At 66.7% G+C, this 24681-nt stretch carries 20 protein-coding genes and 1 pseudogene; 5 read left to right on the top strand and 16 right to left on the bottom strand.

Annotated elements, in window-relative coordinates; genetic code table 11:
• Together AC07Z7_RS20960 and AC07Z7_RS20955 are read right to left on the bottom strand one after the other, a co-directional pair.
• Positions 1 to 2913 (bottom strand): aconitate hydratase (locus AC07Z7_RS20960; RefSeq protein ID WP_494767544.1); only part of this gene is annotated, 2913 nt, incomplete at its 3' end.
• Positions 2914 to 3111: 198 nt separating this feature from the next.
• A complete protein-coding gene (locus tag AC07Z7_RS20955; protein ID WP_494767543.1) occupies positions 3112 to 3522 on the bottom strand; it encodes a hypothetical protein in 411 nt (136 codons plus the stop codon).
• Positions 3523 to 3644: 122 nt separating this feature from the next.
• Between AC07Z7_RS20955 and AC07Z7_RS20950 the strand changes: the two genes are divergently transcribed.
• Positions 3645 to 4520, top strand: coding sequence for a helix-turn-helix domain-containing protein (locus AC07Z7_RS20950; protein ID WP_494767542.1), 876 nt, complete (start codon positions 3645 to 3647; stop codon positions 4518 to 4520).
• A 162-nt stretch (positions 4521 to 4682) separates the two neighbouring features.
• On the opposite strand, the gene AC07Z7_RS20945 is transcribed toward AC07Z7_RS20950, so the two are convergent.
• Positions 4683 to 4985 carry an H-NS histone family protein gene (locus AC07Z7_RS20945; protein ID WP_063462523.1) on the bottom strand — a complete coding sequence of 101 codons (303 nt, stop codon included), beginning with the start codon at positions 4983 to 4985 and terminating at the stop codon, positions 4683 to 4685.
• 349 nt (positions 4986 to 5334) lie between these two features.
• Here AC07Z7_RS20945 and AC07Z7_RS20940 point away from each other — a divergent pair, with 349 nt between their 5' ends.
• Positions 5335 to 6180 carry a symmetrical bis(5'-nucleosyl)-tetraphosphatase gene (locus tag AC07Z7_RS20940; protein ID WP_494767541.1) on the top strand — a complete coding sequence of 282 codons (846 nt, stop codon included), beginning with the start codon at positions 5335 to 5337 and terminating at the stop codon, positions 6178 to 6180.
• A 100-nt stretch (positions 6181 to 6280) separates the two neighbouring features.
• Here the strand turns inward: AC07Z7_RS20940 and AC07Z7_RS20935 are convergent, their stop codons facing one another.
• The 3 genes from AC07Z7_RS20935 to ypfJ form a co-directional block, all read right to left on the bottom strand.
• Positions 6281 to 7789, bottom strand: a complete 1509-nt coding sequence (locus AC07Z7_RS20935) for a DEAD/DEAH box helicase (RefSeq protein WP_440113414.1) — start codon at positions 7787 to 7789, stop codon at positions 6281 to 6283.
• Positions 7790 to 8192: 403 nt separating this feature from the next.
• Positions 8193 to 10355, bottom strand: a complete 2163-nt coding sequence (locus AC07Z7_RS20930) for a SulP family inorganic anion transporter (protein WP_494767540.1) — start codon at positions 10353 to 10355, stop codon at positions 8193 to 8195.
• Positions 10356 to 10400: 45 nt separating this feature from the next.
• Entirely contained in the window at positions 10401 to 11285 is an 885-nt protein-coding gene (gene ypfJ, locus AC07Z7_RS20925; protein WP_252661067.1) for a KPN_02809 family neutral zinc metallopeptidase, read from the bottom strand.
• 116 nt (positions 11286 to 11401) lie between these two features.
• On the opposite strand from ypfJ, the gene pcp reads away from it, so the two are divergent.
• The 3 genes from pcp (at position 11402) to AC07Z7_RS20910 (ending at position 14846) form a co-directional block, all read left to right on the top strand.
• Entirely contained in the window at positions 11402 to 12076 is a 675-nt protein-coding gene (gene pcp / locus AC07Z7_RS20920; RefSeq protein WP_094286921.1) for a pyroglutamyl-peptidase I, read from the top strand.
• Between the two features lie 98 nt (positions 12077 to 12174).
• Complete coding sequence (locus AC07Z7_RS20915) at positions 12175 to 13134, top strand: delta(1)-pyrroline-2-carboxylate reductase family protein (protein WP_494767539.1); 960 nt, start codon at positions 12175 to 12177, stop codon at positions 13132 to 13134.
• Between the two features lie 11 nt (positions 13135 to 13145).
• A complete protein-coding gene (locus AC07Z7_RS20910) occupies positions 13146 to 14846 on the top strand; it encodes a diguanylate cyclase (RefSeq protein WP_494767538.1) in 1701 nt (566 codons plus the stop codon).
• A 44-nt stretch (positions 14847 to 14890) separates the two neighbouring features.
• Here the strand turns inward: AC07Z7_RS20910 and AC07Z7_RS20905 are convergent, their stop codons facing one another.
• From AC07Z7_RS20905 to AC07Z7_RS20860, 10 genes and pseudogenes are all read right to left on the bottom strand, one after another.
• Positions 14891 to 15175: a hypothetical protein gene (locus AC07Z7_RS20905; RefSeq protein WP_494767537.1), complete on the bottom strand. Its 285-nt coding sequence runs from the start codon at positions 15173 to 15175 to the stop codon at positions 14891 to 14893.
• 138 nt (positions 15176 to 15313) lie between these two features.
• A complete protein-coding gene (gene dcd, locus AC07Z7_RS20900) occupies positions 15314 to 15886 on the bottom strand; it encodes a dCTP deaminase (protein ID WP_094286917.1) in 573 nt (190 codons plus the stop codon).
• 85 nt (positions 15887 to 15971) lie between these two features.
• Positions 15972 to 17270, bottom strand: coding sequence for a guanine deaminase (gene guaD, locus AC07Z7_RS20895; protein ID WP_494767536.1), 1299 nt, complete (start codon positions 17268 to 17270; stop codon positions 15972 to 15974).
• Between the two features lie 208 nt (positions 17271 to 17478).
• A complete protein-coding gene (locus AC07Z7_RS20890) occupies positions 17479 to 18579 on the bottom strand; it encodes a BMP family ABC transporter substrate-binding protein (protein WP_494767535.1) in 1101 nt (366 codons plus the stop codon).
• Positions 18580 to 18691: 112 nt separating this feature from the next.
• Positions 18692 to 19744 carry an adenosine deaminase gene (locus tag AC07Z7_RS20885; protein ID WP_094286911.1) on the bottom strand — a complete coding sequence of 351 codons (1053 nt, stop codon included), beginning with the start codon at positions 19742 to 19744 and terminating at the stop codon, positions 18692 to 18694.
• Positions 19744 to 20724, bottom strand: a complete 981-nt coding sequence (locus AC07Z7_RS20880; RefSeq protein WP_494767534.1) for an aromatic ring-hydroxylating dioxygenase subunit alpha — start codon at positions 20722 to 20724, stop codon at positions 19744 to 19746. Before AC07Z7_RS20880 ends, AC07Z7_RS20885 begins: the two co-directional genes overlap by 1 nt.
• 107 nt (positions 20725 to 20831) lie before the next feature.
• Positions 20832 to 21998 carry a BMP family ABC transporter substrate-binding protein gene (locus AC07Z7_RS20875; protein ID WP_063462501.1) on the bottom strand — a complete coding sequence of 389 codons (1167 nt, stop codon included), beginning with the start codon at positions 21996 to 21998 and terminating at the stop codon, positions 20832 to 20834.
• A gap of 109 nt (positions 21999 to 22107) precedes the next feature.
• A complete protein-coding gene (locus AC07Z7_RS20870) occupies positions 22108 to 23028 on the bottom strand; it encodes an ABC transporter permease (RefSeq protein WP_137746615.1) in 921 nt (306 codons plus the stop codon).
• A gap of 84 nt (positions 23029 to 23112) precedes the next feature.
• The gene (locus AC07Z7_RS20865; protein ID WP_494767533.1) at positions 23113 to 24189 is read right to left on the bottom strand and encodes an ABC transporter permease; all 1077 of its coding nucleotides are present in this window, start codon (positions 24187 to 24189) and stop codon (positions 23113 to 23115) included.
• Positions 24182 to 24681, bottom strand: a pseudogene (locus tag AC07Z7_RS20860) (ABC transporter ATP-binding protein); the annotation flags it as partial. The pseudogene AC07Z7_RS20860 and the gene AC07Z7_RS20865, both read right to left, overlap by 8 nt.

The raw sequence follows: 24681 nt of genomic DNA, 5'->3' as shown, positions 1-24681 counted from the left end.
GGGCAGTATGCCCCCGGCGCGGTAGTAGTCCACCTCGATGGGCGTGTCGATGCGCAGCGTGACCACCACCTCGCGCACCGTGCCATCGGCGCGGTGGATGACCAGCCGGGCATCGCTCTGGGGGGTGAGCGCGGGGTCGGGCAGCACGTCGATGACTTCGTTGCCCGTGAGGCCCAGCGTCTCCCACGAGTCGCCCGCCTTGAACTGCAGCGGCAGCACGCCCATGCCCACCAGGTTGGAGCGGTGGATGCGCTCAAAGCTGCGCGCCACCACGGCCTTGATGCCCAGCAGCTGCGTGCCCTTGGCCGCCCAGTCGCGGCTGGAGCCGGTGCCGTACTCCTCGCCCGCAAAAATCACGGTGGGGGTGCCCTGGGCCATGTACTGCATGGCAGCGTCGAAGATGAACATCTTCTCGCCCTGCAAGGCACCCTCGTTCTGGAACACCGTCACCCCACCCTCCTCGCGCGAGCCGTCGGCCGTGGGCGGAATTATCAGGTTCTTGATGCGCACATTGGCAAAGGTGCCGCGCACCATCACATCGTGGTTGCCGCGCCGCGCCCCATAGCTGTTGAAGTCGGCCTTCTGCACGCCATGCTGCCGCAGCCACTGGCCTGCGGGCGAGCTTTCCTTGATGGAGCCTGCGGGCGAGATGTGGTCGGTGGTGATGGAGTCGCCAAACAGCGCCATGATGCGGGCACCCAGCACCGACGGAAGTTGGGCATCATTTTGGCCTTTTCCGCCCGTCCCACTTGCCTTGTTAGCTCCTTTTTCAAGAGCAAACTGGGCAAAAAACGGCGGCTCGGCAATGTAGGTGCTGGCGGGCCAGGTGTAGGCCGTGCCGCTCACGCCCTGGATCTTCTCCCACAGCTTGCCGGGGTCGGTCGCCACCTTGGCATAGTTGTCGCGGAAGGCCTTGCCCTTCATCGCGAATTTCAGCAGCGCATGCACCTCGTCGCTGCTGGGCCAGATGTCGCCCAGGTAGATGTCTTTGCCGCCCTTGCCTTGGCCCACGGGCTCGGTCATCAGGTCCTTGAGCACCGTGCCCGCAATGGCGTAGGCCACCACCAGCGGCGGGCTGGCCAGAAAGTTGGCCTTGAGGTTGGGGTGGATGCGTGCCTCGAAGTTGCGGTTGCCCGACAGCACTGCCGCGCAGACTAGGTCGTTCTGGGTGATGGCCTCGTTCAGCTCGGGCGTGAGGTCGCCCGCATTGCCGATACAGGTGGTGCAGCCATAGCCCGCAATCGAAAAACCCAGCTTTTCCAGGTAGGGCAGCAGGCCGGTTTCAGTGAGGTACTCGGTCACGATGCGCGAGCCAGGCGCCAGCGAGGTCTTGATGTGCGGCTGCACCTTGAGCCCCGCCTCCACCGCCTTCTTGGCCAAAAGGCCCGCTGCCAGCAGCACGCTGGGGTTGCTGGTGTTGGTGCAGCTGGTGATGGCGGCAATCAGCACATCGCCATTGCCCACCGTGGGGTCGCCGCCCTTGGCGGGCAGCGTGGCGCTGCGGGCCTCGGCATGCGCGGTGGCCAGGGCCGGTTTGTTGGCCTCCATCTCGACCACCGAACGCGGTGCACCCGCCGGGGTGGGTTTGCCGTCCGGCGTCACGTCGGCCACCACCTCGGCCGCGCGGTGGATGTGGAACCGCGTGTGCAGCAGCTCGGCCGGGCGGTTGAAGCCGTTGTGTGCGGCGGGCTGGCTGAACAGGTCGGCAAACTGGCGGCTGACATGGCCCAGCTCGATGCGGTCTTGCGGGCGCTTGGGGCCGGCCAGGCTGGGAGTGACGCTGCCCAGATCCAGCGTCACCACCTGCGAATAGTCCACCTCGCCCGCCAGCGGTACGCCGAACAGGCCCTGGGCCTTGAAGTAGGCCTCGAAGGCTTCGATCTCGGCCTTGGTGCGGCCCGTGCCCTGGAAGTAGTCGATGGTTTTTTCGTCCACCGGGAAGAAGCCCATGGTGGCACCGTACTCGGGCGCCATGTTGCCGATGGTGGCCCGGTCGGGCAGCGCCAGGGTGCGCGTGCCTTCGCCGAAGAACTCGACAAACTTGCCCACCACCTTGTGCTTGCGCAGCAGCTCGGTCACCGTGAGCACCAGGTCGGTGGCGGTCACGCCTTCGCGCAGCCGCCCCGTCATCTCGAAGCCCACCACATCGGGCGTGAGGAAGTACACGGGCTGGCCCAGCATGGCGGCCTCGGCCTCGATGCCGCCCACGCCCCAGCCCACCACGCCAATGCCGTTGATCATGGTGGTATGGCTGTCGGTGCCCACCAGGGTGTCGGGGTAGAAAACGCCGTCCTTGCGCTTGTGCACGCCACGCGCCAGGTATTCGAGGTTGACCTGGTGCACGATGCCAAAGCCCGGGGGCACCACGCCAAAGGTGTCAAAGGCCTGCATGCCCCATTTCATGAACTCGTAGCGCTCACGGTTGCGCTGGAATTCGAGCTTCATGTTGAGGTCAAGCGAATTCTTCTTGCCGTAGTGGTCGATCATGATGGAGTGGTCCACCACCAGATCCACGGGCACCAGGGGTTCGATCTTCTTGGGGTTCTTGCCCAGCTTGGCAGCCACGCTGCGCATGGCGGCCAGGTCGGCCAGCAGCGGCACGCCGGTGAAGTCCTGCAGCACCACGCGCGAGACGACGAAGGGGATCTCGTCCTTGCGCTCGGCGTTCGGCGCCCAGCGGGCCAGCTGCTCCACATGCTCCGGCGTCACCTTGCGGCCATCGCAATTGCGCAGCACCGATTCGAGCACGATGCGGATCGATACCGGCAGGCGCTTGATCTCTGGAAACTGTTTGGCCAGCGCGGGCAGCGAGTAGAACTGGCCGTCTTTGCCAGACGCTGTCCTGAAGCTCTTGAGGGTGTTGGCAAACGCGTGGCGGGCGGGCTGGGGCGACGACTTGCGTGAAGTGGCCATGGCGGACTCCTGTGAAAGGCAACACGACCTATTCTGGCAGTCCTGCATGGCGGTGCAATCGTGGGGCCTTACCGCCCCGGGATGTGGCGGCGGCCTCCCGCCATGCGGCGGAGGGCATTTCTCAAGCAAAAAAGGCCGTTCCCGCCTGATAGACAAGCAAAGTCAGCTATATTTTGTATAGCAAACAGAGAGACGCCATCATGCCGCTGCCCACACACGCAGGCGGCGCACGCCCCACCACTGCAACTCGGCCAGCAGCGCCACCGACACCACATGCACCAGCAGATAGGCCTGGCCCAGCAGCGTGGGCGTGAGCGTGGAGCCCAGCAGCAGAGCCAGGCTGGCCACTGCCCAAGCAAAGTTGCCCACGATCAGCACCCACAGCCAGCCCCGGGGCATGGGTTCGGACCGGGCAATCGCAATGGCCAGCGCGGCGTAGCCCAGCAGCATCACACCAGTGGCCTGCAGCAGCCCTGCAGGCAGGCCCAGCCATTCGGCCAGCGGCGCCGTGAGCAGCAGGTGCAACGCGCCCAGCAAGACGCCCGTCGAGGCATCAAACCAGACCACGGCACGCAGGAGTCGGGGGGAAGACATCAGGTTGGCAAACATGGAAAACTCCTTGGTGGATGAAACAACGGATGGAAGAAGCCTCCATCGTTCCCGCCCCGACGCATGCCGTCGATGACCTGGCAGGTAATGGCCCGTGCACGGTTTGCACCTAGGATGCGGCCATGACCTCCACCAACTCCGCACCGCACCGCCCCCCCCGCCATCCCCTGCCGCACCGCGCGGCAACGGCGGGGCCCACCTCGTTTGGCGACCACCTGCGCACCTGGCGCCAGCAGCGGCACCTGAGCCAGCTGGAGCTGGCCGACGAAGCGGACATCTCCACCCGCCATGTGAGTTTCATGGAAACCGGCCGCACCAACCCCAGCCGCGACATGGTGCTGCGCCTGTGCGAGCGCCTGGCCATCCCGCTGCGCGAGCGCAACGCCCTGCTGGTGGCGGCGGGCTATGCGCCGATGTACCGCGAACGCGCGCTGGACGACCCGGCCCTGGCCGCCGCCCGCCAGGCGGTGGAGCTGGTGCTCAAGGGCCACGAGCCCTGCCCTGCGATTGCGCTCGACCGCTGCTGGAACGTGGTGGCCACCAACCGCGCCGCGCTGGCCCTGTTGTCTGCCCATGTCAGCCCCGAGCTGCTGGCGCCGCCCATCAATGTGTTCCGCCTCAGCCTGCACCCCCAGGGCCTCGCGCCCCGCATTGCCAACCTGGCGCAATGGCGCGCGCATCTGTTCGAGCGCCTGCGCCAGCAAATCCAGGCCACGGCCGACCCCACCCTGATCGCGTTGCAGGCCGAGTTGCAGGAATACCCCGCCCCCAAAGAAACCACGCCGCTGGTATTGGCCGGGGAAATGCTGGGCGTGGTCATGCCGTTTTGTTTCGAGAGCGTGCACGGCATGCTGTCGCTTATCAGCACCACCACGATATTCGGCACCCCGGTGGATGTGACATTGCAGGAGTTGGCTGTGGAGTCGTTCTTTCCAGCCGACGATTTCACCGCCAACGCACTGCGCGAACTGGCCCGTCAGCAAAATGCCGGCGACTGAAACCCACAAACCAGCAGATACGGAATCTGCAGATACCGACAGAACCGCAGCAAGCATCTCCGTCTTGGGAACTGCGGCTCGCAGCCATGTCTTCACCCTCTGCACGCACCCATAAAAAAAGCCCGCATCAGCGGGCTTTTTGGTCGCAGGGGTTGTACACCCTCAAATCGCGAACTTCTCGCGGTTTTCGTTTTGAATCCACTTGGGCGCCTTGCCACGGCCTGTCCAGGTCTGGCCGGTTGCGGGGTCGCGGTACTTGGGTGCCACCTTGGAACCTGCCGTGGAGCTGCGGCCGGTTTTGCCTGCGGCCTTGCCGGCAGGGAATACATCCTGGGCGGTCAGGCCATATTCGGCGACCAGTGCACGAACCTGTGACACAGCGTCGGACAACTCGCGGCGCCGTGCTTCGCTGATTTGTTGCTCAAGGGCTTCCCGCTGCTTCAAAAGTTCTTTGTAGCTGGTCATGGTGTCTGAATAAGAAGTGTGAGGTTGGTGACGACGCGATTATAGGAATAATCCCTCGACAGGGAAGCACAGCCTGCAAATTTTCTCCGAGAAAACCACAAATAACCGGGGTCTATATTCATCCAGTGCGAATACCCGGACCCCGCATTGGGGAGTGTTTGCCTTTTTCAAGCCCCTGAGATGGGTACTGCGGCACCTTTTCACGAATATCCCCCTACACCAAACTGGAGCCCCGTACGGACAAGGCGCCAAGGGACGCGCGCCGACTTGCAGGCCCCTGCTGCGCTCCTGGTGTAATCCCCCACCGCCTCGGCAGAAAATCCACACTCCATCCCATCCACACTACACCATGGCCATTTATTGCATCGGCGATATCCAGGGCTGCGACAGCGCCCTGGGCCGCCTGCTGGACACCATCGGCTTTTCTGCCAGCCGCGACACCGTTTACCTGCTCGGCGATCTGGTCAACCGGGGGCCCGATTCAGCCGCCGTGCTGCGCCGCAGCATGCGCCATGGCGACGCCATCCGCTGCCTGCTGGGCAACCACGACCTGCACCTGCTGGCCGCCGCCGCAGGGGCGCGCAAGCCTTCGCGGCGCGATACGCTGGCCTCCGTGCTGGACGCCCCCGACCGCGAGGCCCTGCTCGCCTGGGTGCGCCAGCAGCCCCTGGCCCGCGCGCACACACATGCCGGGCAGACCTTGCTGATGGTGCACGCCGGTGTCTTGCCCGCCTGGTCGGTGGCCGACACGCTGGCCTATGCCGATGAGGTGCAGGCCGTGTTGCGCAGCCCCGAGCTGCCCGCCTTCTTACAGGCCATGTATGGCAACACCCCCGACCGCTGGAGCGACCCACTCACCGGCACCGACCGGCTGCGCGTGATCGTGAACGCCCTCACCCGGCTGCGCTTTTGCTCGGCCGACGGGGTGATGGATTTTGAAAGCACTGAAAGCGCCAGCGCCGCCCCGCCCGGGCTCATGCCCTGGTTCGACGTGCCAGGGCGCCGCACAGCAGGCACCGTGATGGCCTTTGGGCACTGGTCCACATTGGGCTGGCTCAACCGCAGTGACCTGCTGGGGCTGGACACCGGCTGCGTCTGGGGTGGCTGCCTGAGCGCCGTGCGTTTTGGCGCCACGCTGGCCGAGCGGGAATTGCTGCAAGTGCACTGCGAACAGGCGCAACAGCCCGGCGGGTAAATCCGGGCTACGCCTGCTGGCAGCAATTTGCTATCTTTTCGATAGCTTGCAGCGCTTAATCAGAAAGCGTTAGAGCGCAATTCTGCTCAAAAAAATCCAATCAGGACTGTGCCGTCGTCTCTGGCTGGGCTGCGGCTTTGAACAGTGCGGCCACCTTGCGCTTGGGCTTGATGTTGGCCGAGATGCTGCTGCGCGGCGCAGACTTGGTGGCGGCCTCCCAGGCGGGGGCGGCATCGGAGGCCGCGCTGGCCTCGTAGGGTTTCTCGAAGAACGGGTCGCGCGAGATTGCGGCGGGACGGAAGCCCCGGTGCTGATCGCGCGGATCGCGGGACTCACGCCCCCCCCGGTAGTCACGATCACGTTCGCGGCGGGGAGCCGATGCACCCAAGGCATCGCGGCCATCGCCCGTCTCACCCGCTTCGCGCCAGGCGCGGCGGCCGTCGTTGATGCGGCCCCGGGGCTGGTCTTCGTCGTATTCAACGGCTTCCAGCTCGATCTTTTTCTTGATGAGCTTCTCGATGTCCGCCACCAGGCGGGCATCGCTGCCCGACACCAGCGTGACGGCCAGGCCGGAGGCGCCTGCACGGCCCGTGCGGCCGATGCGGTGCACATAGTCTTCGGCGTTGAAAGGCACGTCGAAGTTGAACACAGCGGGCACGTCCTTGATGTCCAGGCCGCGCGCGGCCACGTCGGTACACACCAGCAGGTCCACTTCGCCCTTCTTGAAGGCTTCGAGCGCCTTGAGGCGCTCGTCCTGGCTCTTGTCACCGTGCAGCGCCGCCGTCTTGAGACCTTCGCGCTCCAGGCTGCGCGCCAGGCGGGCGCAGCCGAGCTTGCTGTTCACGAAGATGAAGGCCTGCTTGATGCCGCGCGTCTTGAGCACCTGGTGGATGGCGCGGCGCTTGTCGTCGTCATTGGCGCTGTAGAAGCGCTGCTCCACCGTGGAGGCCGTCTCGTTCGGGCGGGCCACCTCGATGGTGATGGGGTTCTGCAGGTAGCTGCTGGCCAGGCGCTTGATCTCGGGCGAGAACGTGGCGCTGAAGAGCAGCGTGGTGCGCTGCTTGGGCAGGTAGCTCAGGATGCGCTGCAGGTCGGGCAGGAAGCCGATGTCCAGCATGCGGTCGGCCTCGTCGAGCACCACGTACTCGACCTGGTTGAGCACCGCATTCTTGGCCTCGATGTGGTCCAGCAGACGACCCGGCGTGGCCACCAGCACCTCGACACCTTTTTTCAGCTCGATGGTCTGGGGCTTCATGTCCATGCCGCCAAACACCACGGTGCTGCGCAGCTTGGTGTGTTTGGCGTACAGCGCGATCTGCTGGGCCACCTGGTCGGCCAGTTCGCGCGTGGGCAGCAGCACCAGGGCGCGCACCGGGTGGCGCGCAGGTGATGTGGAGCTGTTTTCGTGCTTGAGCAGGCGCTGCAACAGGGGCAGCGAGAAGGCGGCGGTCTTGCCGGTGCCGGTCTGGGCGGCACCCATCACGTCCTGGCCGGTGAGCACGACCGGAATGGCCTGCTGCTGGATGGGCGTCATGGACTCGTAGCCCATTTCGGCCACGGCACGTGCCAGCGGCTCGGCCAGCGATAGATTGGAGAAGGAACTAGTCATTAAAAGCGTGTTTGTAGCGACGCTGAATTTATGTCTGAGCAATGTGGCACGCCCTTGGGAGGGGGCTGGCTGCAAGGCGCAAACCGCAGCCGGGCTGGTGGCCCGGCGAGGAGTGCAACGCCGCAGAGAGGGCCCCAGCGGGCAATGTGCCGTGCGCCGGGGACTGTTGGGGCGTTGCGCTAGAACCTGCTCACGATCTCCCGCGGCACCGGGGGCCGCGCGAGGTCATGAACAGGCTCGCAGCCCTCTATTGTCGCACCGGTGGCCCAAAAAGCGATTTTTTGCGGTAAAGAGCGGCATGCCACACGGGGCCACAGGCAGCGCAAAGCCCCTATTTACTACTCTTTTGATAGCTAAAAAGGCTTACCCATTGAGCGCAGAGGCCGATTTTTTCTTGTAAAAGTCACTCCAGCACAGCCCGCAGCTGGCGCGTGGTCACCGCCAGCCGCCTCGCCCCGATCTGCGCGAGGTTATTCATCACCGTGAGTGCGGCCTCGGGGTATTGCCGGGCCCAAGCGTCAAAGTGCGCGCGCGACAGCCGCACCAGGTGTGCGGGGCCGCGCTCGGCCCCGGCGCAGGCGCTGCGGGCCGCGCCGTTGAGGAAAGCCATCTCGCCAAAGGCCATGCCCGGCCCCACGGTGGCCAGGCGCAGGCCCTTGTCGGGCGGCCACAGGGTCACCAGGGTGATGTGGCCCGACTTGACCACCAGCAGGTCGTGGTCGGTGTCGCCCGCGCGGAAGACCACGCCGTGGGCGGGCACGTCCAGCGGCTCCAGCAGGGCCATGAGCGCGTCGGCGGCGGCGCGGGGCACGCCTTCGCCGATTTCGCCCAGCAGGTCGCGCTCGGGGCGCGCGGGGCGCTGCTCGATGGGGCGTTGCGCCAGGATGCCGGCCTCGGCCCATTCCAGCGCACGGTCCAGGTCGGCAAAGGCGCGCACCTGTTCGCCCGCGTGTTCGGCGGCCAGGGGGTCGAGCGCCGCCACGGCGGCGGCAATGCCCTGCTGGCCCAGGTCGCGCACCAGCGCGCGCAGCTGGGCCAGGGCCGTGCTGTCCCAGGCGGGCACACGGCCTGCGTCCAGAATCACCCAGCGGTGGCGCGGCTGCAGCAGCATGCGCACCTGCTCGGCCAGGTGGGCCGCCACGCCAAACGACATCACGCCCTGCAGCTCGAACACAGCCACCTGGTTCATGCGCGGCGCCAGCCAGGTGTCAGACCCCGCCCGGCGCAGGCGCCGCGAACGCAGCTCGCCATCCAGCCGCACATGGCGCAGCACCGTGGCGGCCGAGTCGTGCAGCAGCACAAAGGTGGCCACCACCAGGCCCGCCACCAGCGCACCCACACCGCCCATCACCGCAAACACCAGGGCCACCAGCCAGCTCTGCGCCCAGGTCACGCGCGAGCGGCGCGCATAGCCCAGCGACCACATCAGCCCCGGCACCTGCATCAGCCCGGCCAGCACCAGCCCCCCCGCCAGACAGGCCATGGGCACCCAGTGCAGCCACCACGGCCCCGTGATGGCCACGCCAAGCATGATGGCGGCGTGCCAGCGCGGGGCGTCGCGTGATGTCCCGGCCTGCGCCAGCACGATGCGCGAGCGCGACGCGCTGGTCGATGCCGGGATCATGCCCGCCAGGCCACACAGCGCGCCCAGCAGGCTTTCGCGGCGCAGGGCCAGGTTGGCGTCGCCACGCAGGCCGTGGTCCAGCTCCAGCTCCTGGTTGAAGACCAGGATTTCCAGGCTGTTAACCAGCGCCATCAGGAGCGCCAGCACCACCAGGGCCGAGCCCTGCTGCTGCGCCAGGGCCATCCAGGGGATGCCGCTCCAGTCGGGCAGCGGCGGCCAGGCGAATGCGCTGGGCTGCACGGCGGGCACAAACACAGCCCCCAGCCCGGCGCCCCAGAAGCCCGCCAAAGCCACGGCCAGCGCCACCACGGCCACCGCCGTCAGCAGGCCGGGCATGCGGGGCCAGCGGCCCCGCAGCCACCAGGCCAGCCCCACCACGGCCCCGGCCGCCAGCGCATGCCAGCCCAGCAGGGCATCCCAGGGTGCGGCCGCCCCCGCGCCAAAGCCGTTGCGCACCTGGCCCAGCACCATCGACAGGCCCACGCCCGCCGCAAACCCGTGGGTGACTGAAATGGGCAGGAACCGAGCCACCGAAGCCAGCCGCAGCACACCCAGCAGCCACTGGAACACAAACGCCAGCGCCACCGTGGCCCCACTCACGGCCAGCACCTGCCGCGCGCTCAATCCCAGCGCGGGTGCCGCACCATGGGCAGTGGCCAGCACCGCAGCAAACAGCAGCGCCACCACCGTGGTAGGCGCATACACCACGCCCGCGCGGGGCGCCAGCAGGGTGAGCAGCAGGCCTGGCAGCGCAGCCGACCACAGGGCCAGCGCCGCCAGGGAGTAGTCGCCCGCCAGGGGCGCAAAGGCCAGCAGCCCCAGGCCCACCGCATGGGGCACGGTGACCGCCGCCGCCGACCACGCCGCCGCAGTGCCCGAGGGCTGCGTTGCCGGGTCAGGCGCCCGCTGGGAAGGCGCCGCCAGGGGCGCTGCGGAGGACATGGGCCGTGGCTTTCAAAACCCGTGCGGGCTGCGGTGGCCTACAGCCTACAGGCTGCGCGCAGCGAAGGTGTCGCAGGCCTTCACGCTGCCGTTCTGCAGGCCGTTGTGGAACCAGCGCTGGCGCTGGGCGCTGGTGCCGTGGGTGAAGCTCTCGGGCACCACGGCGCCGCCCTGGGCGCGCTGCAGCGCGTCGTCGCCAATCTTGGCCGCCGCGTTCATGGCCTCTTCCACATCACCCTGCTCCAGGATCTGGCGCGCATTCTGCGCATGGTGGGCCCACACGCCCGCAAAACAGTCGGCCTGCAGCTCCAGCCGCACCGACAGCGCGTTGTATTCGGCTTTGCTCACGCGGCCACGCATCTGGTCCACCTTGCCGCTGATGCCCAGCTGGTTCTGCACATGGTGGCCCACCTCGTGGGCAATCACATAGGCCTGTGCAAAGTCGCCAGGTGCGCCCAGTCGGTTCTTGAGGGTTTCGTAAAAGCCCAGGTCGATGTAGACCTTCTGGTCGGCCGGGCAGTAGAACGGGCCCATCGCCGCCTGGCCTGTGCCACAGGCCGTGGGCGTGGCGCCCCGGAACAGCACCAGGCGCGGCTCCTGGTAGCGGCCGCCTCCCTGGCGGAACACCTGGCCCCACACGTCCTCGGTGTCAGCCAGCACGGTAGACACAAACCGGGCCATGGTGTCGTCTGCGGGCGGGCGCTGCGCAGGCCCCTGCTGCTGCACATGGGCCGGTGGCCCGCCACCGCTGAGCAGCCCCAGAATCGTCAACGGATTGATGCCCAGCACCCATCCCCCCAGCAGGGCGATGACGATGGTGCCGATGCCAATGCTGCGCCCGCCGAATACCGGCGATCCGCCCCCTCCACCGCCACCATCGCCGCGGCGGTCTTCCACGTTGTCGGATTCGCGATTGCCTTCCCATTTCATGCCAGATCTCCTGGGCCCTCCTGCGGGTGGAAGGCCAATGCTGGATATTACGCGCCGTGCAGGCGCAGCCCGGGCGAACTACGATGCACGCCTGCCACAGGTCCGCCCCACCGCCCATGATCAACGACACCCGCCACCTCACGCCCGCACCCGACCAGGTGATCCTGCTCACCGGCTTCGACCCCTTCGGCGGTGATCCGCTCAACCCCAGCTGGCTGATTGCCCAGGCGCTGCACGGCCAGCGGATTGGCGGCCACCGGGTGGTGGCTGCGCAGCTGCCCACGGTGTTTGGGCTGTCGCTGCAGCGGCTGGCTGCGCTGGTGCACACGCACCAGCCTGCACTGACCGTGTGCCTGGGCCTGGCGGGCGGTCGCAGTGCGCTGTCGCTGGAGCGCATCGGCATCAACATCAACGACGCCCGCATCCCCGACAACACCGGTGCCCAGCCCATCGACACCCCTGTGGCGACCGAGGGGCCCGCCGCCTACTTTGCCAGCCTGCCCATCAAGGCCATGCTGCGCGCCGTGCAGCGGGCGGGCCTGCCCTGCGAGGTGTCGCAGACGGCTGGCACCTTCGTATGCAACCATGTGCTGTATGGCCTGCTGCACCTGCTGGCCCAGGGTGCGGGCCCTGCCGGGGCAAGGGGAGGCTTTGTGCATGTGCCCTGGCTCACCGGGCAGGGTGCACCCCACCTGCCGCTGCGCGACATGGTGCGCGGCATCCACGCCGCGCTGTGGGCCGCTGTGCTGGCGCCCCAGGACATCAGCTTGCAGGCTGGCGCAACGCACTGAGCCAACCCGGGATCCAGCGCCCCGGGAATGCCCTGAAAAACGGGGAAATGCACCCGCCAAACAGCCCGGAAGCGCTGGCCGCTGTGTACAGTCAGGCCATGTCTTTTGCCCCCTCTACCCTGGTCGCTGGCACCCTGGATGCCGCCGCCACCGCGCAGCGCTTGCCCTGGTCGGCCCTGGCCGACGAAATTGCCAAGCTGCTGCACGACAGCACCGTCTCGGTGCCTGCCCGCAGCGTGCTGCCCCTGGCCCAGGGCGGCAGCCTGTTCCTGATGCCTGCCACCGACCGCAGCGTGGCCATGACCAAGCTCATCACCTTCACGCCCGCCAACGCGGGCACCGGACGCCCCTCGATCCAGGGCGACGTGGTGGTGTTCGACATTGCCACCGGCGCACGCCAGCTGGTGCTGGACGGCCCCACCGTCACGGCCCGGCGCACGGCTGCAGTCTCTCTGCTGGCGGCGCGGCACCTGGCACCCGCACCGCAAGGCCCGTTGCTCATCGTGGGCGCCGGGGTGCAGGGCCTGGCCCATGCCGAAGCCTTTGTGCTCGGGCTCGGTGTGAAGGAGGTCTGGATCGCCTCGCGCAGCGCCGCCAGCGCCAACACCCTGGCCGAGCAGGTGCGTTCACTGGGCGCCCAGGTGCGCGTGGTGGCCGACGCCGATGCCGCCCTGCCCCACTGCCCCCTGGTGGCCGTCTGCACCACGGCCAGCAGCCTGGTGCTGCACGCCACGCCCCGGGCCGATGCGTTCATCACGGCGGTGGGCGCCTTCACCCCCGCCATGGCCGAGCTGGCGCCCGCGCTGTGCCAGCACGTGGCAGGGCACGGCAGCATCGTGGTGGACACGGCCGACGCCAGCCACGAGGCGGGCGATCTGCTGCAAGCCGGGCTGGACGTGGCAGCACTGCCCGTGCTGCGGGACGTGGTCTGCGGCCCCTGGACGCCCCGTGCCCCCTCCGGGCCGGTGCTGTTCAAGAGCTGTGGCTGGGCCGGCTGGGACCTGGCCGCCGCACGCCTGGCCATGCGCCAGGGCACCGCACAGCCCCCCGCCACCTGAGAGGCCCGTCCATGGCCCTGCTCGCACGCTTTTCCGACCACAGCCTGCGCATGCAGATTGCGCTGGTGTTCGGCACGCTGGTCATCCTGCTGGCGGTGCTGCTGTCGCTGGGTTTTGGCGAGCTGCTCAAACACCACATCCGGCGCGATGCAGGGCTTTCGCTTCAGACCGTGGCCGACAACGCGAGCAAGCTGCTGGCCAATGGGTTGATGCAGCGCAGCCTGGAGGCCGAGGTGCTAGCCAGCGCCGCAACGATCTGGTCCGCAGGACTGGATTCACCCGAGGCCCAGCACATGCTGGCGCGCAGCCAGGCCATGGAGCCGAGCAACCTCTGGATCGGCGTGGCCGACGCACAAGGTGTGGTGCGCAACGCCACGGGCGGCCTGCTGCAAGGCCATAGCGTGGCGCAGCGCCCCTGGTTCCAGCGCGGCTTGCAGGAGGTACATGTGGGCGATGTGCACCCTGCCCAGTTGCTGGAGAGCCTGCTGCCTCCCACCGCTTCGGGCGAGCCGCACCGGTTTGTCGATTTCGCAGCCCCCATCCGCATCGGTCCGACCACCGTGGGCGTGCTGGGCATCCACGGCAGCTGGGAATGGACGCGCGAGGTGCTGGAAGGCCTCGCGCCATCCACCTCGGCAGAAAACGCGGTGGAACTTTTCATCTTCGACCGCCAGGGCAAGCTGATCCTGGCCCCCCGGCGGCACAGCACCACGCTGCAAGCCGCAGGCCAGCGCCTGCCCGAAGGCGTCCACGTCAACAACAACCGCGATGGCGGGCGCCTGCAGACTGCCGTGGTGCCCTGGCTGGACGGCAAGCACTACCTCACGGCCGCCACGCAGCTGCAGGCCCGCAATGCTGCCAGCGACCTGGGCTGGCGCATCGTGGCGCGCCAGCCGGTCGAGCTGGCGTTTGCCGAGGCCGACGGTACCGTGCGCCTGGCCCTGGCCATCGGCCTGGCCGCAGCGCTCATGGCGTCGGGCCTGGCCTGGATGGCCGCACGCCGCCTGAGCGAGGACCTGTATGCGCTGGCCGACGCCGCCAGCGCCGTGGAGGCGGGCCGCCCCGGCAGCAACATCCCGGCCATGGACAGCAACCGCGAGGTGCACCAGCTCTCCCAGGCACTGGGCCGAATGACCCACCGGCTGCTGGCCGCGCGCGAGGCCATGGAAGAAAAGGTGCGCCTGCGCACCCTGGAGCTGGAGGCCGCCAACCGCGCTCTCGACTTGCAGGCCCGCACCGACGCCCTCACCGGGCTGCTGAACCGGCGCGGTTTTGAATCGCAGATGGCGTTTGCACTGGCGCTGGCCCGGCGCAGCACCCGGCCATTGAGCGTGATCGCCGTGGACGTGGACCATTTCAAGCGCGTGAACGACACCTACGGCCACGAGGCCGGGGACGAGGTCTTGCGCCGGCTGGCGCGCACGCTCGAAACCCGGCTGCGCGGCTCAGACGTGATCGCTCGGCTGGGGGGCGAGGAATTTGTGGCGCTGCTGCCCGACACCGACCTGGAAGGCGCACGCGCGATTGCCCAGACCCTGGTCACCGCCATGGCCCAGCAGCAGGACCCGGTGGTGGGCACCATCACCGTGAGTGCTGGCGTGGCCAGCATGCGGGGCGCCGACGACAGCGGCGCGGCCATCCTGCGGCGCAGCGACATGGCGCTCTACGAAGCCAAGGGCCAGGGCCGCAACCGGGTGTGTGTGGAGGCCTGAGTACCCTCAGCCGCTTGGCTAAATAGCAGGCCATCGGCCCCCTGCTACCCCGGCCGGGGGCTGTCGAAGTAGGCCTGCAACTGGGCAGCCAGGTGGTGCAGTTCGCCATCTGCCGCCCCGCGCGCCAGCGCCAGCTGCTCCAGCGCATAGGGGCGGTGGCCCAGCATCATGGACATGTTCACGCAGTGGCCGCTCGCGGCCATCTTCAGCGCGAACGCATTGAGCAGCTCGCAAGGCCAGTAGGTGGCCGGTGGGCCCCCGGCAGCCAGCCCCGGGCACGGGGCCTCGGCCTGGGTGGCGGGCGCAGAAGGTGCAACAAAGGTCAGCATGGCAAGGCTCCATCCAGCCGCCAGACCGCGCGGCGGCATGGGTTCATGCTAAAAAAAACACTGTGGCCTGCCATTCAGCCAAGCGGCTGAGGCCACGTAGGACGAAAGCCCGGGGGCCACACCGCGCCCCCTGCCGAATCAGGCCTTGGGCAGCGTCACACCCACCTGGCCCTGGTACTTGCCGCCCCGGTCGCGGTAGCTGACCTCGCAGACATCGTCCTTGTCGCTCTCGAAGAACAGCACCTGGGCACAGCCCTCGCCCGCGTAGATGCGTGCGGGCAGCGGCGTGGTGTTGCTGAACTCCAGCGTCACATAGCCCTCCCATTCGGGCTCGAACGGGGTCACGTTGACGATGATGCCGCAGCGCGCGTAGGTGCTCTTCCCCAGGCAGACGGTCAACACGTTGCGCGGGATGCGGAAGTATTCGACCGTGCGCGCCAGCGCAAAGCTGTTGGGCGGGATGATGCAGCTCTCGCCCTCGAAATCCACAAAACTCTTCTCGTCGAAGTTCTTCGGGTCCACCACCGTGCTATGGATGTTGGTGAACACCTTGAATTCAGGCGCGCAGCGGATGTCGTAGCCGTAGCTGCTGGTGCCGTAGCTGATGATCCTGCGGCCCTCCGCCTCGCGGACCTGGCCGGGTTCGAAGGGCTCGATCATGCCGTGCTCGGCCGCCATGCGGCGGATCCATTTATCGCTCTTGATGCTCATAGCAGAACTCCCTGCGCAGTGGCCCGGCGGTTTTTCATGAAAACCGCCAGGCGCTATTAAATGTGTAGCTACCAGCGCTTGATGATCAGGCGCGGGAGCCGTATTTTGCTTGAGAAATCACGGTTTGCTCCACCACCCGGTCGTCGCCGAGCACGATCAGCGCAAAGAGCAGCTCTTCCAGGTTGCGCGCTTGGCTGCTCTTGCGCGCCAGCAGCGGCGTGGCCGCCGGGTTGAGCACCACAAAATCGGCCTCGCAGCCGGGCTGCAGGTTGCCCACCACGCCCGCAAGGCCTAGCGCCCGGGCAGCGCCCGCCGTGTGCTGCCACCACAGCTGCTGGGGCGACAGGCTCAGACCCTGCTTGGTCTGGCCCTCTCGCCCCACATAGTAGGCCGCCATCATGGTGTGGAAGGGGCTGAAGCTGGTGCCCCCGCCCACGTCGCTGGCCAGGCCGTAGCCAAAACCCACGCGGTCGGCGCCGGCGTAGTCAAAAAAGCCGCTGCCAAGAAACAGGTTGCTGGTGGGGCTGACGGCCGCCGTGGCGCCCGTGTCGCGCATCAGTGCGCGGTCGTCGTCGTCAAAGTGGATGCAGTGGGCATACACCGCGCGCTCGCGCATCAGGCCGAAGTCGTCGTACACGCCCAGGTAGCTGCGCGAGGCCGGGAACAGCTCGCGCGCCCAGCGGATCTCGTCCAGGTTCTCGGCCACATGCGACTGGATCCACACATCGGGATAGCGCGCGGCCAGCTCGCCCGCGCCGCGCAGCTGCTCGGGGGTGCTGGTGGGCGCAAAACGCGGGGTGATGGCATAGCCCAGGCGGTCCACGCCGTGCCAGCGCTGGATCAGCGCCTCGGTGTCGATCAGGCTCTGCTCGGTGTCATCGCGCACGCCGTCGGGCGAGTGGCGGTCCTGCAGCACCTTGCCGGTGATCAGGCGCATCTGCTGGCGCTGCGCCTCGGCAAACAGGGCATCGGCCGACGCGGGGTGCGAGGTGGAAAACGCCAGTGCCGTGGTCACGCCGTTGCGCAGCAGCTCGGCCACAAAAAATTCGGCCACCTGCTGGCTGTAGCCTGGGTCCGCAAACCGCGACTCGTGGGGGAAGGTGTAGTTCTCCAGCCAAGGCAACAGGCCGTCGGCAGGGGAGCCGATCACATCGGTCTGCGGAAAGTGGATGTGCATGTCCACAAACCCCGGCGCCAGGATGCGCCCCGGCAGGTGCACCACGGGCTCACCTGCAAATTGCGGCGCCAGGGCCTGCCAGGCACCCGCCGCCAGCACACGCTGGCGTCCCCGGGCATCGGGACCCACGGCCAGCAGGCCATCTTCGTCATACAGGGCGCGGCCGTCGTCGGCAAAGCGCAAAAGGGCAGATCGGTATACAGGCATGGGGGCGAGCTTAGCGGCAGGGGGCGCTGCTTGTATACGGCGCGCCCCATAGTGGCTATGGGGTTGGCGGCAAACGCGTGGTGGTGATGGCCACTTAGAGCGGCGAACAAAACTCAGCGAAGCGGTTCTGGCTAGGCGCTGCGTCGCAGGCAGTACGAGTAGTACGACAAGACGCTGCAACGACGCCAGAAGAGTTTTTTAGCCGCTCCTAGCGCGCCAGCTTGCCCACCACGCCCTCCACCAGCCAGTTCATCTGCAGGATCTGCGCATCCGCCAGCGCCTGGCCGGGGGCAATGCGCTCCTGCCCTTCGTTGTCGCGCACCGGCGCTTTGCCTGCGCGGAAAGGCTGGAGCTGGCCCGCTCCCACAGCTTTCTGCGCCTTGAGCACCTCCTGCTGCACGGCGGCAGGCACCTTGGTGCCGAAGTCACCGACGCGGATCATGCCCTCGCGCACGCCGCCCCAGACATTGGCGCTTTTCCAGCTGCCGTTTTGCACGGCGCGCACGCGCTCGGCGTAGTAGGCGCCCCACTGGTGCGTCACGGCCACGATCTGGGCGTCCGGCCCGGTCTTGCGCATGTCCGAGTGGTAGGCCACCGCCATCTTGCCGCGCTCCTGCGCAGCCGCCATCACGGCGGTGGAGCCGGTGTGGAACGCAATCACATCCACGCCCTGGTTGAACAGCGCCATGGCCGCGTCACGCTCCTTGGGCGGGTCGAACCACACGTTGAGCCACACCACTTTGACAGTGGCCTGCGGGTTCACCGAGCGCATGCCCAGAGTGAAGGCATTGATGCCCTGCAGCACCTCGGGGATGGGAAAACCCGCCACAAACCCGGCCACACCCGTCTTGCTCATGCGGCCTGCAGCAATGCCTGCGAGGTAGCGGCCTTCGTAGTAACGCGCGTTGGCCGTGGCCACATTGGCGGCCTGCTTGTAGCCGGTGATGGACTCGAACTTCACGCCGGGGAAGTCCTGCGCCACCTTGAGCGTGGGCTCCATGTAGCCAAAGCTGGGCGTGAAGATGATCTGGTGGCCCGTGGCCGCCAGGTCGCGGATCACGCGCTCGGCATCGGCCCCCTCAGCCACGTTCTCGACAAAGGTGGTTTTCACCTGCGGGCCCAGCGCCGCCTCAACGGCCTTGCGGCCTTCTTCGTGCTGGCGCGTCCAGCCCGCTTCGGTGATGGGCGAGACATAGACAAAACCGGCCTTGACGGGCTCGGCGGCGTTGCCCTTGGCGGGTGTGGTCTGGGAAAAAACGGGGGAAAAAAAACAGGCGGCCACGAGCGTGGCTGCGAGGTTTTTGTACATGGTGGTCCTCTACATGGTCCCGAAAACAGAAAAAACAAAAGGCTGCCGGGACAGCAGCCTTTGTGACGTATTTTACCGTGAAGGCCTCCAGGGCAGAGGCCTGCCGCAGGCTTCAGTAATCGTGCTCCACGCACCGCTCAAAGGTTTCCTTGAGCTTGTGCTCCCACACCCGCTTGTCGGCATTGCCCGCAAAACTCGCCTCGAAGCTGTTGAACGCCAGCTGGTAGGCATGTTTGGCCGTGAGGCCCGTGGCGGCAAACACCTGGGTAAAGTTCTCGTTGATGTAGCCACCAAAGTAGGCCGGGTCGTCGGAGTTGACTGTGGCGGCCAGCCCCGCATCGAGCAGCTGGCCGAGGTTGTGGTCGGCCAGGTTGGGGAACACGCACAGCTTCTGGTTGGACAGCGGGCACACCGTGAGCGCAATGCGCTCCTGCGCCAGGCGCTGCATCAGCGCAGCGTCATGAACGGCCTGCACGCCGTGGTCGATGCGCTCGACCTTGAGCACATCGAGCGCGCTCCAGATGTAGGCAGGCGGCCCCTCCTCGCCCGCATGGGCGACCAGGTGCAGGCCCAGTTCGCGGCAGCGCGCAAACACACGCGCAAACTTCTCGGGCGGGTGGCCCACTTCGCTGGAATCGAGGCCCACACCCACGATCTTGTCGATGAGCGGCATGGCCTGCTCCAGCGTTTCAAACGCAGACTCCTCGCTCAGGTGGCGCAGGAAACACAAGATCAGCGTGGCACTGATGCCCAGCTCGGTGCGCGCATCTTCACAGGCCCGGTGCAGGCCGTTGATCACGGTCTCCATGGCCACGCCGCGTGCGGTGTGGGTCTGTGGGTCGAAAAAGAGTTCAGCATGCAGCACGTTGTCGCGCGCCGCGCGGCCCAGGTAGGCGCGCGCCATGTCATAAAAATCCTGCTCATGAATCAGCACACTGGCGCCCGCGTAGTAGATGTCGAGAAAACTCTGCAGGTTGGTGAACGCGTAGGCACTGCGCAGGGCCTCCACGCTGGCGTAAGGCAGCGTCATTTCATTGCGCTGCGCCAGAGCAAAGATCAGTTCGGGCTCCAGCGAACCTTCGATGTGGATGTGCAGCTCGGCCTTGGGCATGGCACGCAGCAGCCCGGGCAGGCGCTCGGCGGAGATGGGAGGGATCTTGAACATCAGCAGACTCCAAAGGTGATGCCACTCTGGCGCAGAAAGCGGCGGTAGGCAGATGATGCCTTGTCGGCGGCGGTATGCAACTCCGCACGCAGATCGAGCGGCAGGCACTGTGGCATTTGCGACTCCAGCACGGGCTGGTCCTGCGTGAAGATGGTGTGCTGGAAGGCCTGCAGTTTCTCGTCGGGTGAGTCGAAATCGGCCACGGCCAGGCGGAACCACACGCGGCTGCGTACCGGAGTGATCGGGCAGATGAAAAGCGCAATGGACTCGCGCCAGCCATCCACCGCCGTAGTGCCCGCCTCGGGCACCTTGGTCAGCACAGCCGCATACGGGGCCGTGACTTCGTAGGTGTACTCCACCTGCGCCGGGGCGGTCGAATGCAGATTGGACTGGGGTTGCCAGGCCTTGCAGCCCGTGGCCAGCAGGCCGGTGGCGGTGGGCTCCACGCGGTAGTCTTCGATGGCGGTGGCTTCGCGGCTGCCGAGCCAGCCTTCGTGCACAAAACCAAAGTGCGCCATGTCGAGAAAGTTCTCGATGATGCGCGACGCGCTGGCCGCCACGTCGTAAGGGCCGCAGTTGAGCTTGCGCAAGCGTACGTCCTCTTCGGCGGCGAATGGGGGCAGCGCTGCACTGCCCGGCGCAATGCGTACCCACACCAGGCCATGGGCCTCGCAGGTCTCATGGCGCCGTGCGCAGTGCGTGGTGGGCGGCACAAACGCAGGCAGTGCGGGCACATGCGTGCACTGGCCCGAGCCCTCGAACTGCCAGCCGTGGTACGGGCACTCCAGCCGCCCCTGCACCGTCACCCGGCCCAGCGACAAGCGCGCACCCCGGTGCGGACACCGATCGGCCAAGGCCTGCACTACACCCAGGCCATCACGCCACAGCACGAGAGGCTGCTCCAGCAACTGCACGGCCAATGGGCTGTTCCCCACATCACCCGCCAGTGCCACGGGGTGCCACAACGTCGATTCGACCATCGTCCCTGCTCCAAAAAAGCACTCAACAATGAAAAAGGGCCACCCTGGAAGGTAGCCCTTTTGAACGGGCAGCCCCAAGAGGCCGCCCGATGACGGGTGAGAAGTGCTTACTTCTTTTCGCCGCCAGGGATCTTGCCTTCCACGCCCTTGACGTAGAAGTTCACGCCGCCGAGGAACTTGTCATCGGCCACGGCGTCCTTAGCCAGCACTTCCTTGCCGTCCTGGCCCACGATCGGACCCTTCCAGATCACGAAGCTGCCGTCGGCCAGGCCCTTCTTGATGGACTCGACCTTGGCCTTGGTGTCGGCAGGCACGTCTTCGGCGATGGAGACGATGTCAATCGCGCCTTCCTTCACACCCCACCAGCTTTGGCCCGAAGCCCACTGGCCTTCCAGCGCGTCCTTGGTAGCCTTGATGTAGTACGGGCCCCAGTTGATGATGGCCGATGCCAGGTGGGCCTTGGGGCCGTAGGCGGTCATGTCCGAATCCCAGCCGAAGGCGCGCTTGCCCTTCTCTTGCGCCGTCTTCAGCACGGCGGGCGAGTCGGTGTTCTGGAACAGCACGTCAGCGCCGCCGTTGATCAGACTGGTGGCGGCTTCGGTTTCCTTGGGGGGGCTGAACCACTCGTTCACCCAGACCACCTTGGTCTTGATCTTGGGGTTGACCGACTGCGCACCCAGCGTGAAGCTGTTGATGTTGCGGATCACTTCAGGGATTGGCACCGAGCCGACCACGCCCAGCGTGTTGGACTTGGTCATGGCGCCGGCGATCACGCCGGCCATGTAGGCACCTTCGTAGGTGCGGCTGTCGTAGGTGCGCATGTTCTCGGCGGTCTTGTAGCCGGTGGCATGCTCGAACTTGATGCCCTTGTTGTCTTCAGCGACCTTGAGCATGGATTCCATATAGCCAAAGGTGGTGCCGAAGATCAGCTTGTTGCCCTGGCCAGCCAGGTCGCGCAGCACACGCTCGGCGTCGGCGGACTCGGGCACGCTTTCCACAAAGCTCGTCACGACCTTGTCGCCGAATTCCTTCTCGATGGCCTTGCGGCCGTTGTCGTGGGCAAACGACCAGCCGCCGTCGCCCACCGGGCCGACATAGGCAAACGCGATCTTCAGTGGCTCGGGCTTGGGGGCCGGTGCTTCTGCAACGGGGGCCGGTGCAGGCGCGGGGGCCGGTGCCGGTTCTTCCTTCTTGCCACAGCCCACAAGGGCAGCAGCGGCCACGGCGGAGAGCGCTGCCACCTTGAGCATGGAGCGTTTCTGCAGATCAGTCATGTCGGTTTCCTTATCGAAGAAGTAAGACTTGCAAAGGTTGGGGGACGAAAACGGTGATTATGGTGCGATCTACCGCAGGGTAACCAGATTTTCACGCGGACAACCCCTTTCAGGAGCCCGGATAAAACGGCTTGCCCAGCGATGCCGGCATGTTGATGCGGATCCACGTGGGATTGCGCGAGATCAGCGCCAGCACCACGATGGTGGCCACATAGGGCAGCATGCTCAGCAACTGGCTGGCCACCTGCACCCCTGTGGCCTGCAAATGGAACTGCAGCATGGTCACGCCACCAAACAGATAAGCCCCAAGCAACACCCGTGCCGGGCGCCAGGTGGCAAAGGTGGTGAGCGCCAGCGCAATCCAGCCGCGCCCGGCCACCATGCCCTCGACCCACAGCGGGGTATAGACGGTGGAGATATAGGCACCCGCCAGCCCGCACAGGGCGCCACCCACCACCACGGCCAGCAGGCGAATGCGGCGCACCGGGTAACCCAGCGCGTGGGCCGACTCGGGCGATTCGCCCACCGAGCGCAGCACCAGCCCAGCGCGCGAGCGGTAGAGGAACCAGATCAGCCCCGCCACCAGCAACATGGTGAGGTACACCAGCGGGTGCTGCTGGAACAGCGCTGGCCCGAGGAGCGGCACATCGCCCAGCACGGGAATAGCGTACTTGGGCAGCTCGGGCAGCTTGGCCTGCACGTAGCTGATGCCCGCAAACGCGGAGAAGCCCACGCCGAACAGACTGAGCGCAAGCCCAGTGGCGTATTGGTTGGTGTTGAGCCAGATTACCAGCACACCAAAGATGGCTGCCAGCAAGGCGCCTGCCGCCATGCCTGCCGCAAAGCCCAGCCAGGTGTTGCCCGTGTGCACCACGGTGGCAAAGCCCGCGATGGCTGCGCAGAGCATCATGCCCTCGGCCCCCAGGTTGACGATGCCGGCCTTCTCGTTGATGAGCAGGCCCAAGGCCGCGATGGCCAGCACAGTACCCGCGCTGAGCGTGGCACCGATGAGGAGTGCGTAGGATTCCATATCAAGCCTCCCGCCGGGCCGCCCCAAGGGAGGCTTGCACCCCCATGGGGGGCAACGAATACACGAAGTGATGAGTGTGGGGGCTCATGTCTTTACCACCTTCTTTGTGCCCACCCAGCGGATGCGGTAGGCAATCAATGTGTCACAGGCCAGCAGCGTGAACAGCAGCAAGCCCTGGAACACGCCGGTCAGCGACTTGGGCAGGCCCAGGCGCGACTGCGCCAGCTCGCCACCGATGTAGAACATGCTCATGAGGATGGCCGACAAAATCATGCCCACCGGGTGCAACCGCCCCACAAAGGCCACGATGATGGCCGCGAAGCCGTAGCCCGCGGGCACATAGGGCGTGAGCTGGCCGATGGGCCCGGCCACCTCCAGCGCACCCGCCAGGCCCGCTGCGCCGCCTGAAATCAGCAACGCCGTCCACAGCGCGCGGCGCGACGAGAAGCCCGCATAGCGCGCCGCCGCCGGTGCCAGGCCGCCCACCTGCTGGGCAAAGCCCGCTCGGGTGCGGAACAAGAACACCCATAGCGCAGCCGCCCCGGCCAGCGCCAGCAGCAGGCCGATGGACATGCGCGAGCCCTGCATCAGGCGCGGGATCTGCGTGACCTTGTCAAAGGTCTTGGTCTGTGGAAAGTTGTAGCCCATGGGGTCTTTCCACGGGCCATAGACCAGGTAGCCCAGCACCAGCGTGGCCACATAGACCAGCATCAGGCTGACCAGGATTTCGTTGGCGTTGAACTTGTCGCGCAACAGGGCCGTGAGCCCAGCCCACACCATGCCGCCCAGCACCCCAGCGAGCAGGATGGCGGGCACGATCCAGGGGCCGGTGGTCTTGTCGGCCAGCAGCGCCACACCACCCGCCACCACAGCACCGATCACGAATTGGCCCTCCGCGCCGATATTCCATACGTTGGAGCGGAAGCACACGGCCAGCCCCAGCGCAATCAGCAGCAGCGGCGTGGCCTTGACCATGAGTTCGCCAATGGCGTACTGCGTCTTGACGGGCTCCCAGAAGAACACCTGCAGCCCGCGCACCGGGTCCTTGCCCAGTGCGATGAACAGGGCCACACCGATCAGCACCGTGAAGGCAAGCGCCAGCAGCGGCGAGCCATAGGTCCAGAGTTTCGACGCCTGGGGGCGTGGTTCCAGCTTAAGCATGCTGCACCTCCCCGGCCTGGTTCTGCTCAAGTTGCTGCTGGTGCTGCAGCGCCAGATGGGCCTGCACGTCGGCATGCCACAGGCCACTCATCCATTCGCCAATGCGCTCCACCGTGGCCTCGGCGCGTGGCACAGACGGCGACAGATGCCCCTTGGCCACCACATGCAGCCGGTCGCAGATTTCAAACAATTCGTCCAGCTCCTCACTCACCACCAGCACGGCGCAGCCCGCATCGCGCAGCGCCAGGATGGAGCCGCGGATCTGCGCCGCCGCGCCCACGTCCACGCCCCAGGTGGGTTGCGAGACGATGAGCAGCTTCGGGTTGGCGTCGATCTCGCGGCCCACGATGAACTTCTGCAGGTTGCCGCCCGACAGCGACTTGGCTGCCGAATGCGGGCCACCGGCCTTCACATTGAAGCGCTGGATGATGTCCCGGGCATGCGCCTCAAGCGCGCCCACCTTGATCCAGCCGCTGCCCGACACTGCGTTCT

Source organism: Acidovorax sp. GW101-11A03 (assembly GCF_059424825.1).
Note: the sequence above shows the minus strand (reverse complement) of the source record. Positions and strands in the feature narration are given on the sequence as shown.

Coding starts and splice junctions, on each gene's coding strand:
- AC07Z7_RS20955 (WP_494767543.1), bottom strand. CDS start 3,522: ATGTTTGCCAACCTGATGTCTTCCCCCCGACTCCTGCGTGCCGTGGTC.
- AC07Z7_RS20950 (WP_494767542.1), top strand. CDS start 3,645: ATGACCTCCACCAACTCCGCACCGCACCGCCCCCCCCGCCATCCCCTG.
- AC07Z7_RS20945 (WP_063462523.1), bottom strand. CDS start 4,985: ATGACCAGCTACAAAGAACTTTTGAAGCAGCGGGAAGCCCTTGAGCAA.
- AC07Z7_RS20940 (WP_494767541.1), top strand. CDS start 5,335: ATGGCCATTTATTGCATCGGCGATATCCAGGGCTGCGACAGCGCCCTG.
- AC07Z7_RS20935 (WP_440113414.1), bottom strand. CDS start 7,789: ATGACTAGTTCCTTCTCCAATCTATCGCTGGCCGAGCCGCTGGCACGT.
- AC07Z7_RS20930 (WP_494767540.1), bottom strand. CDS start 10,355: ATGTCCTCCGCAGCGCCCCTGGCGGCGCCTTCCCAGCGGGCGCCTGAC.
- ypfJ (WP_252661067.1), bottom strand. CDS start 11,285: ATGAAATGGGAAGGCAATCGCGAATCCGACAACGTGGAAGACCGCCGC.
- pcp (WP_094286921.1), top strand. CDS start 11,402: ATGATCAACGACACCCGCCACCTCACGCCCGCACCCGACCAGGTGATC.
- AC07Z7_RS20915 (WP_494767539.1), top strand. CDS start 12,175: ATGTCTTTTGCCCCCTCTACCCTGGTCGCTGGCACCCTGGATGCCGCC.
- AC07Z7_RS20910 (WP_494767538.1), top strand. CDS start 13,146: ATGGCCCTGCTCGCACGCTTTTCCGACCACAGCCTGCGCATGCAGATT.
- AC07Z7_RS20905 (WP_494767537.1), bottom strand. CDS start 15,175: ATGCTGACCTTTGTTGCACCTTCTGCGCCCGCCACCCAGGCCGAGGCC.
- dcd (WP_094286917.1), bottom strand. CDS start 15,886: ATGAGCATCAAGAGCGATAAATGGATCCGCCGCATGGCGGCCGAGCAC.
- guaD (WP_494767536.1), bottom strand. CDS start 17,270: ATGCCTGTATACCGATCTGCCCTTTTGCGCTTTGCCGACGACGGCCGC.
- AC07Z7_RS20890 (WP_494767535.1), bottom strand. CDS start 18,579: ATGTACAAAAACCTCGCAGCCACGCTCGTGGCCGCCTGTTTTTTTTCC.
- AC07Z7_RS20885 (WP_094286911.1), bottom strand. CDS start 19,744: ATGTTCAAGATCCCTCCCATCTCCGCCGAGCGCCTGCCCGGGCTGCTG.
- AC07Z7_RS20880 (WP_494767534.1), bottom strand. CDS start 20,724: ATGGTCGAATCGACGTTGTGGCACCCCGTGGCACTGGCGGGTGATGTG.
- AC07Z7_RS20875 (WP_063462501.1), bottom strand. CDS start 21,998: ATGACTGATCTGCAGAAACGCTCCATGCTCAAGGTGGCAGCGCTCTCC.
- AC07Z7_RS20870 (WP_137746615.1), bottom strand. CDS start 23,028: ATGGAATCCTACGCACTCCTCATCGGTGCCACGCTCAGCGCGGGTACT.
- AC07Z7_RS20865 (WP_494767533.1), bottom strand. CDS start 24,189: ATGCTTAAGCTGGAACCACGCCCCCAGGCGTCGAAACTCTGGACCTAT.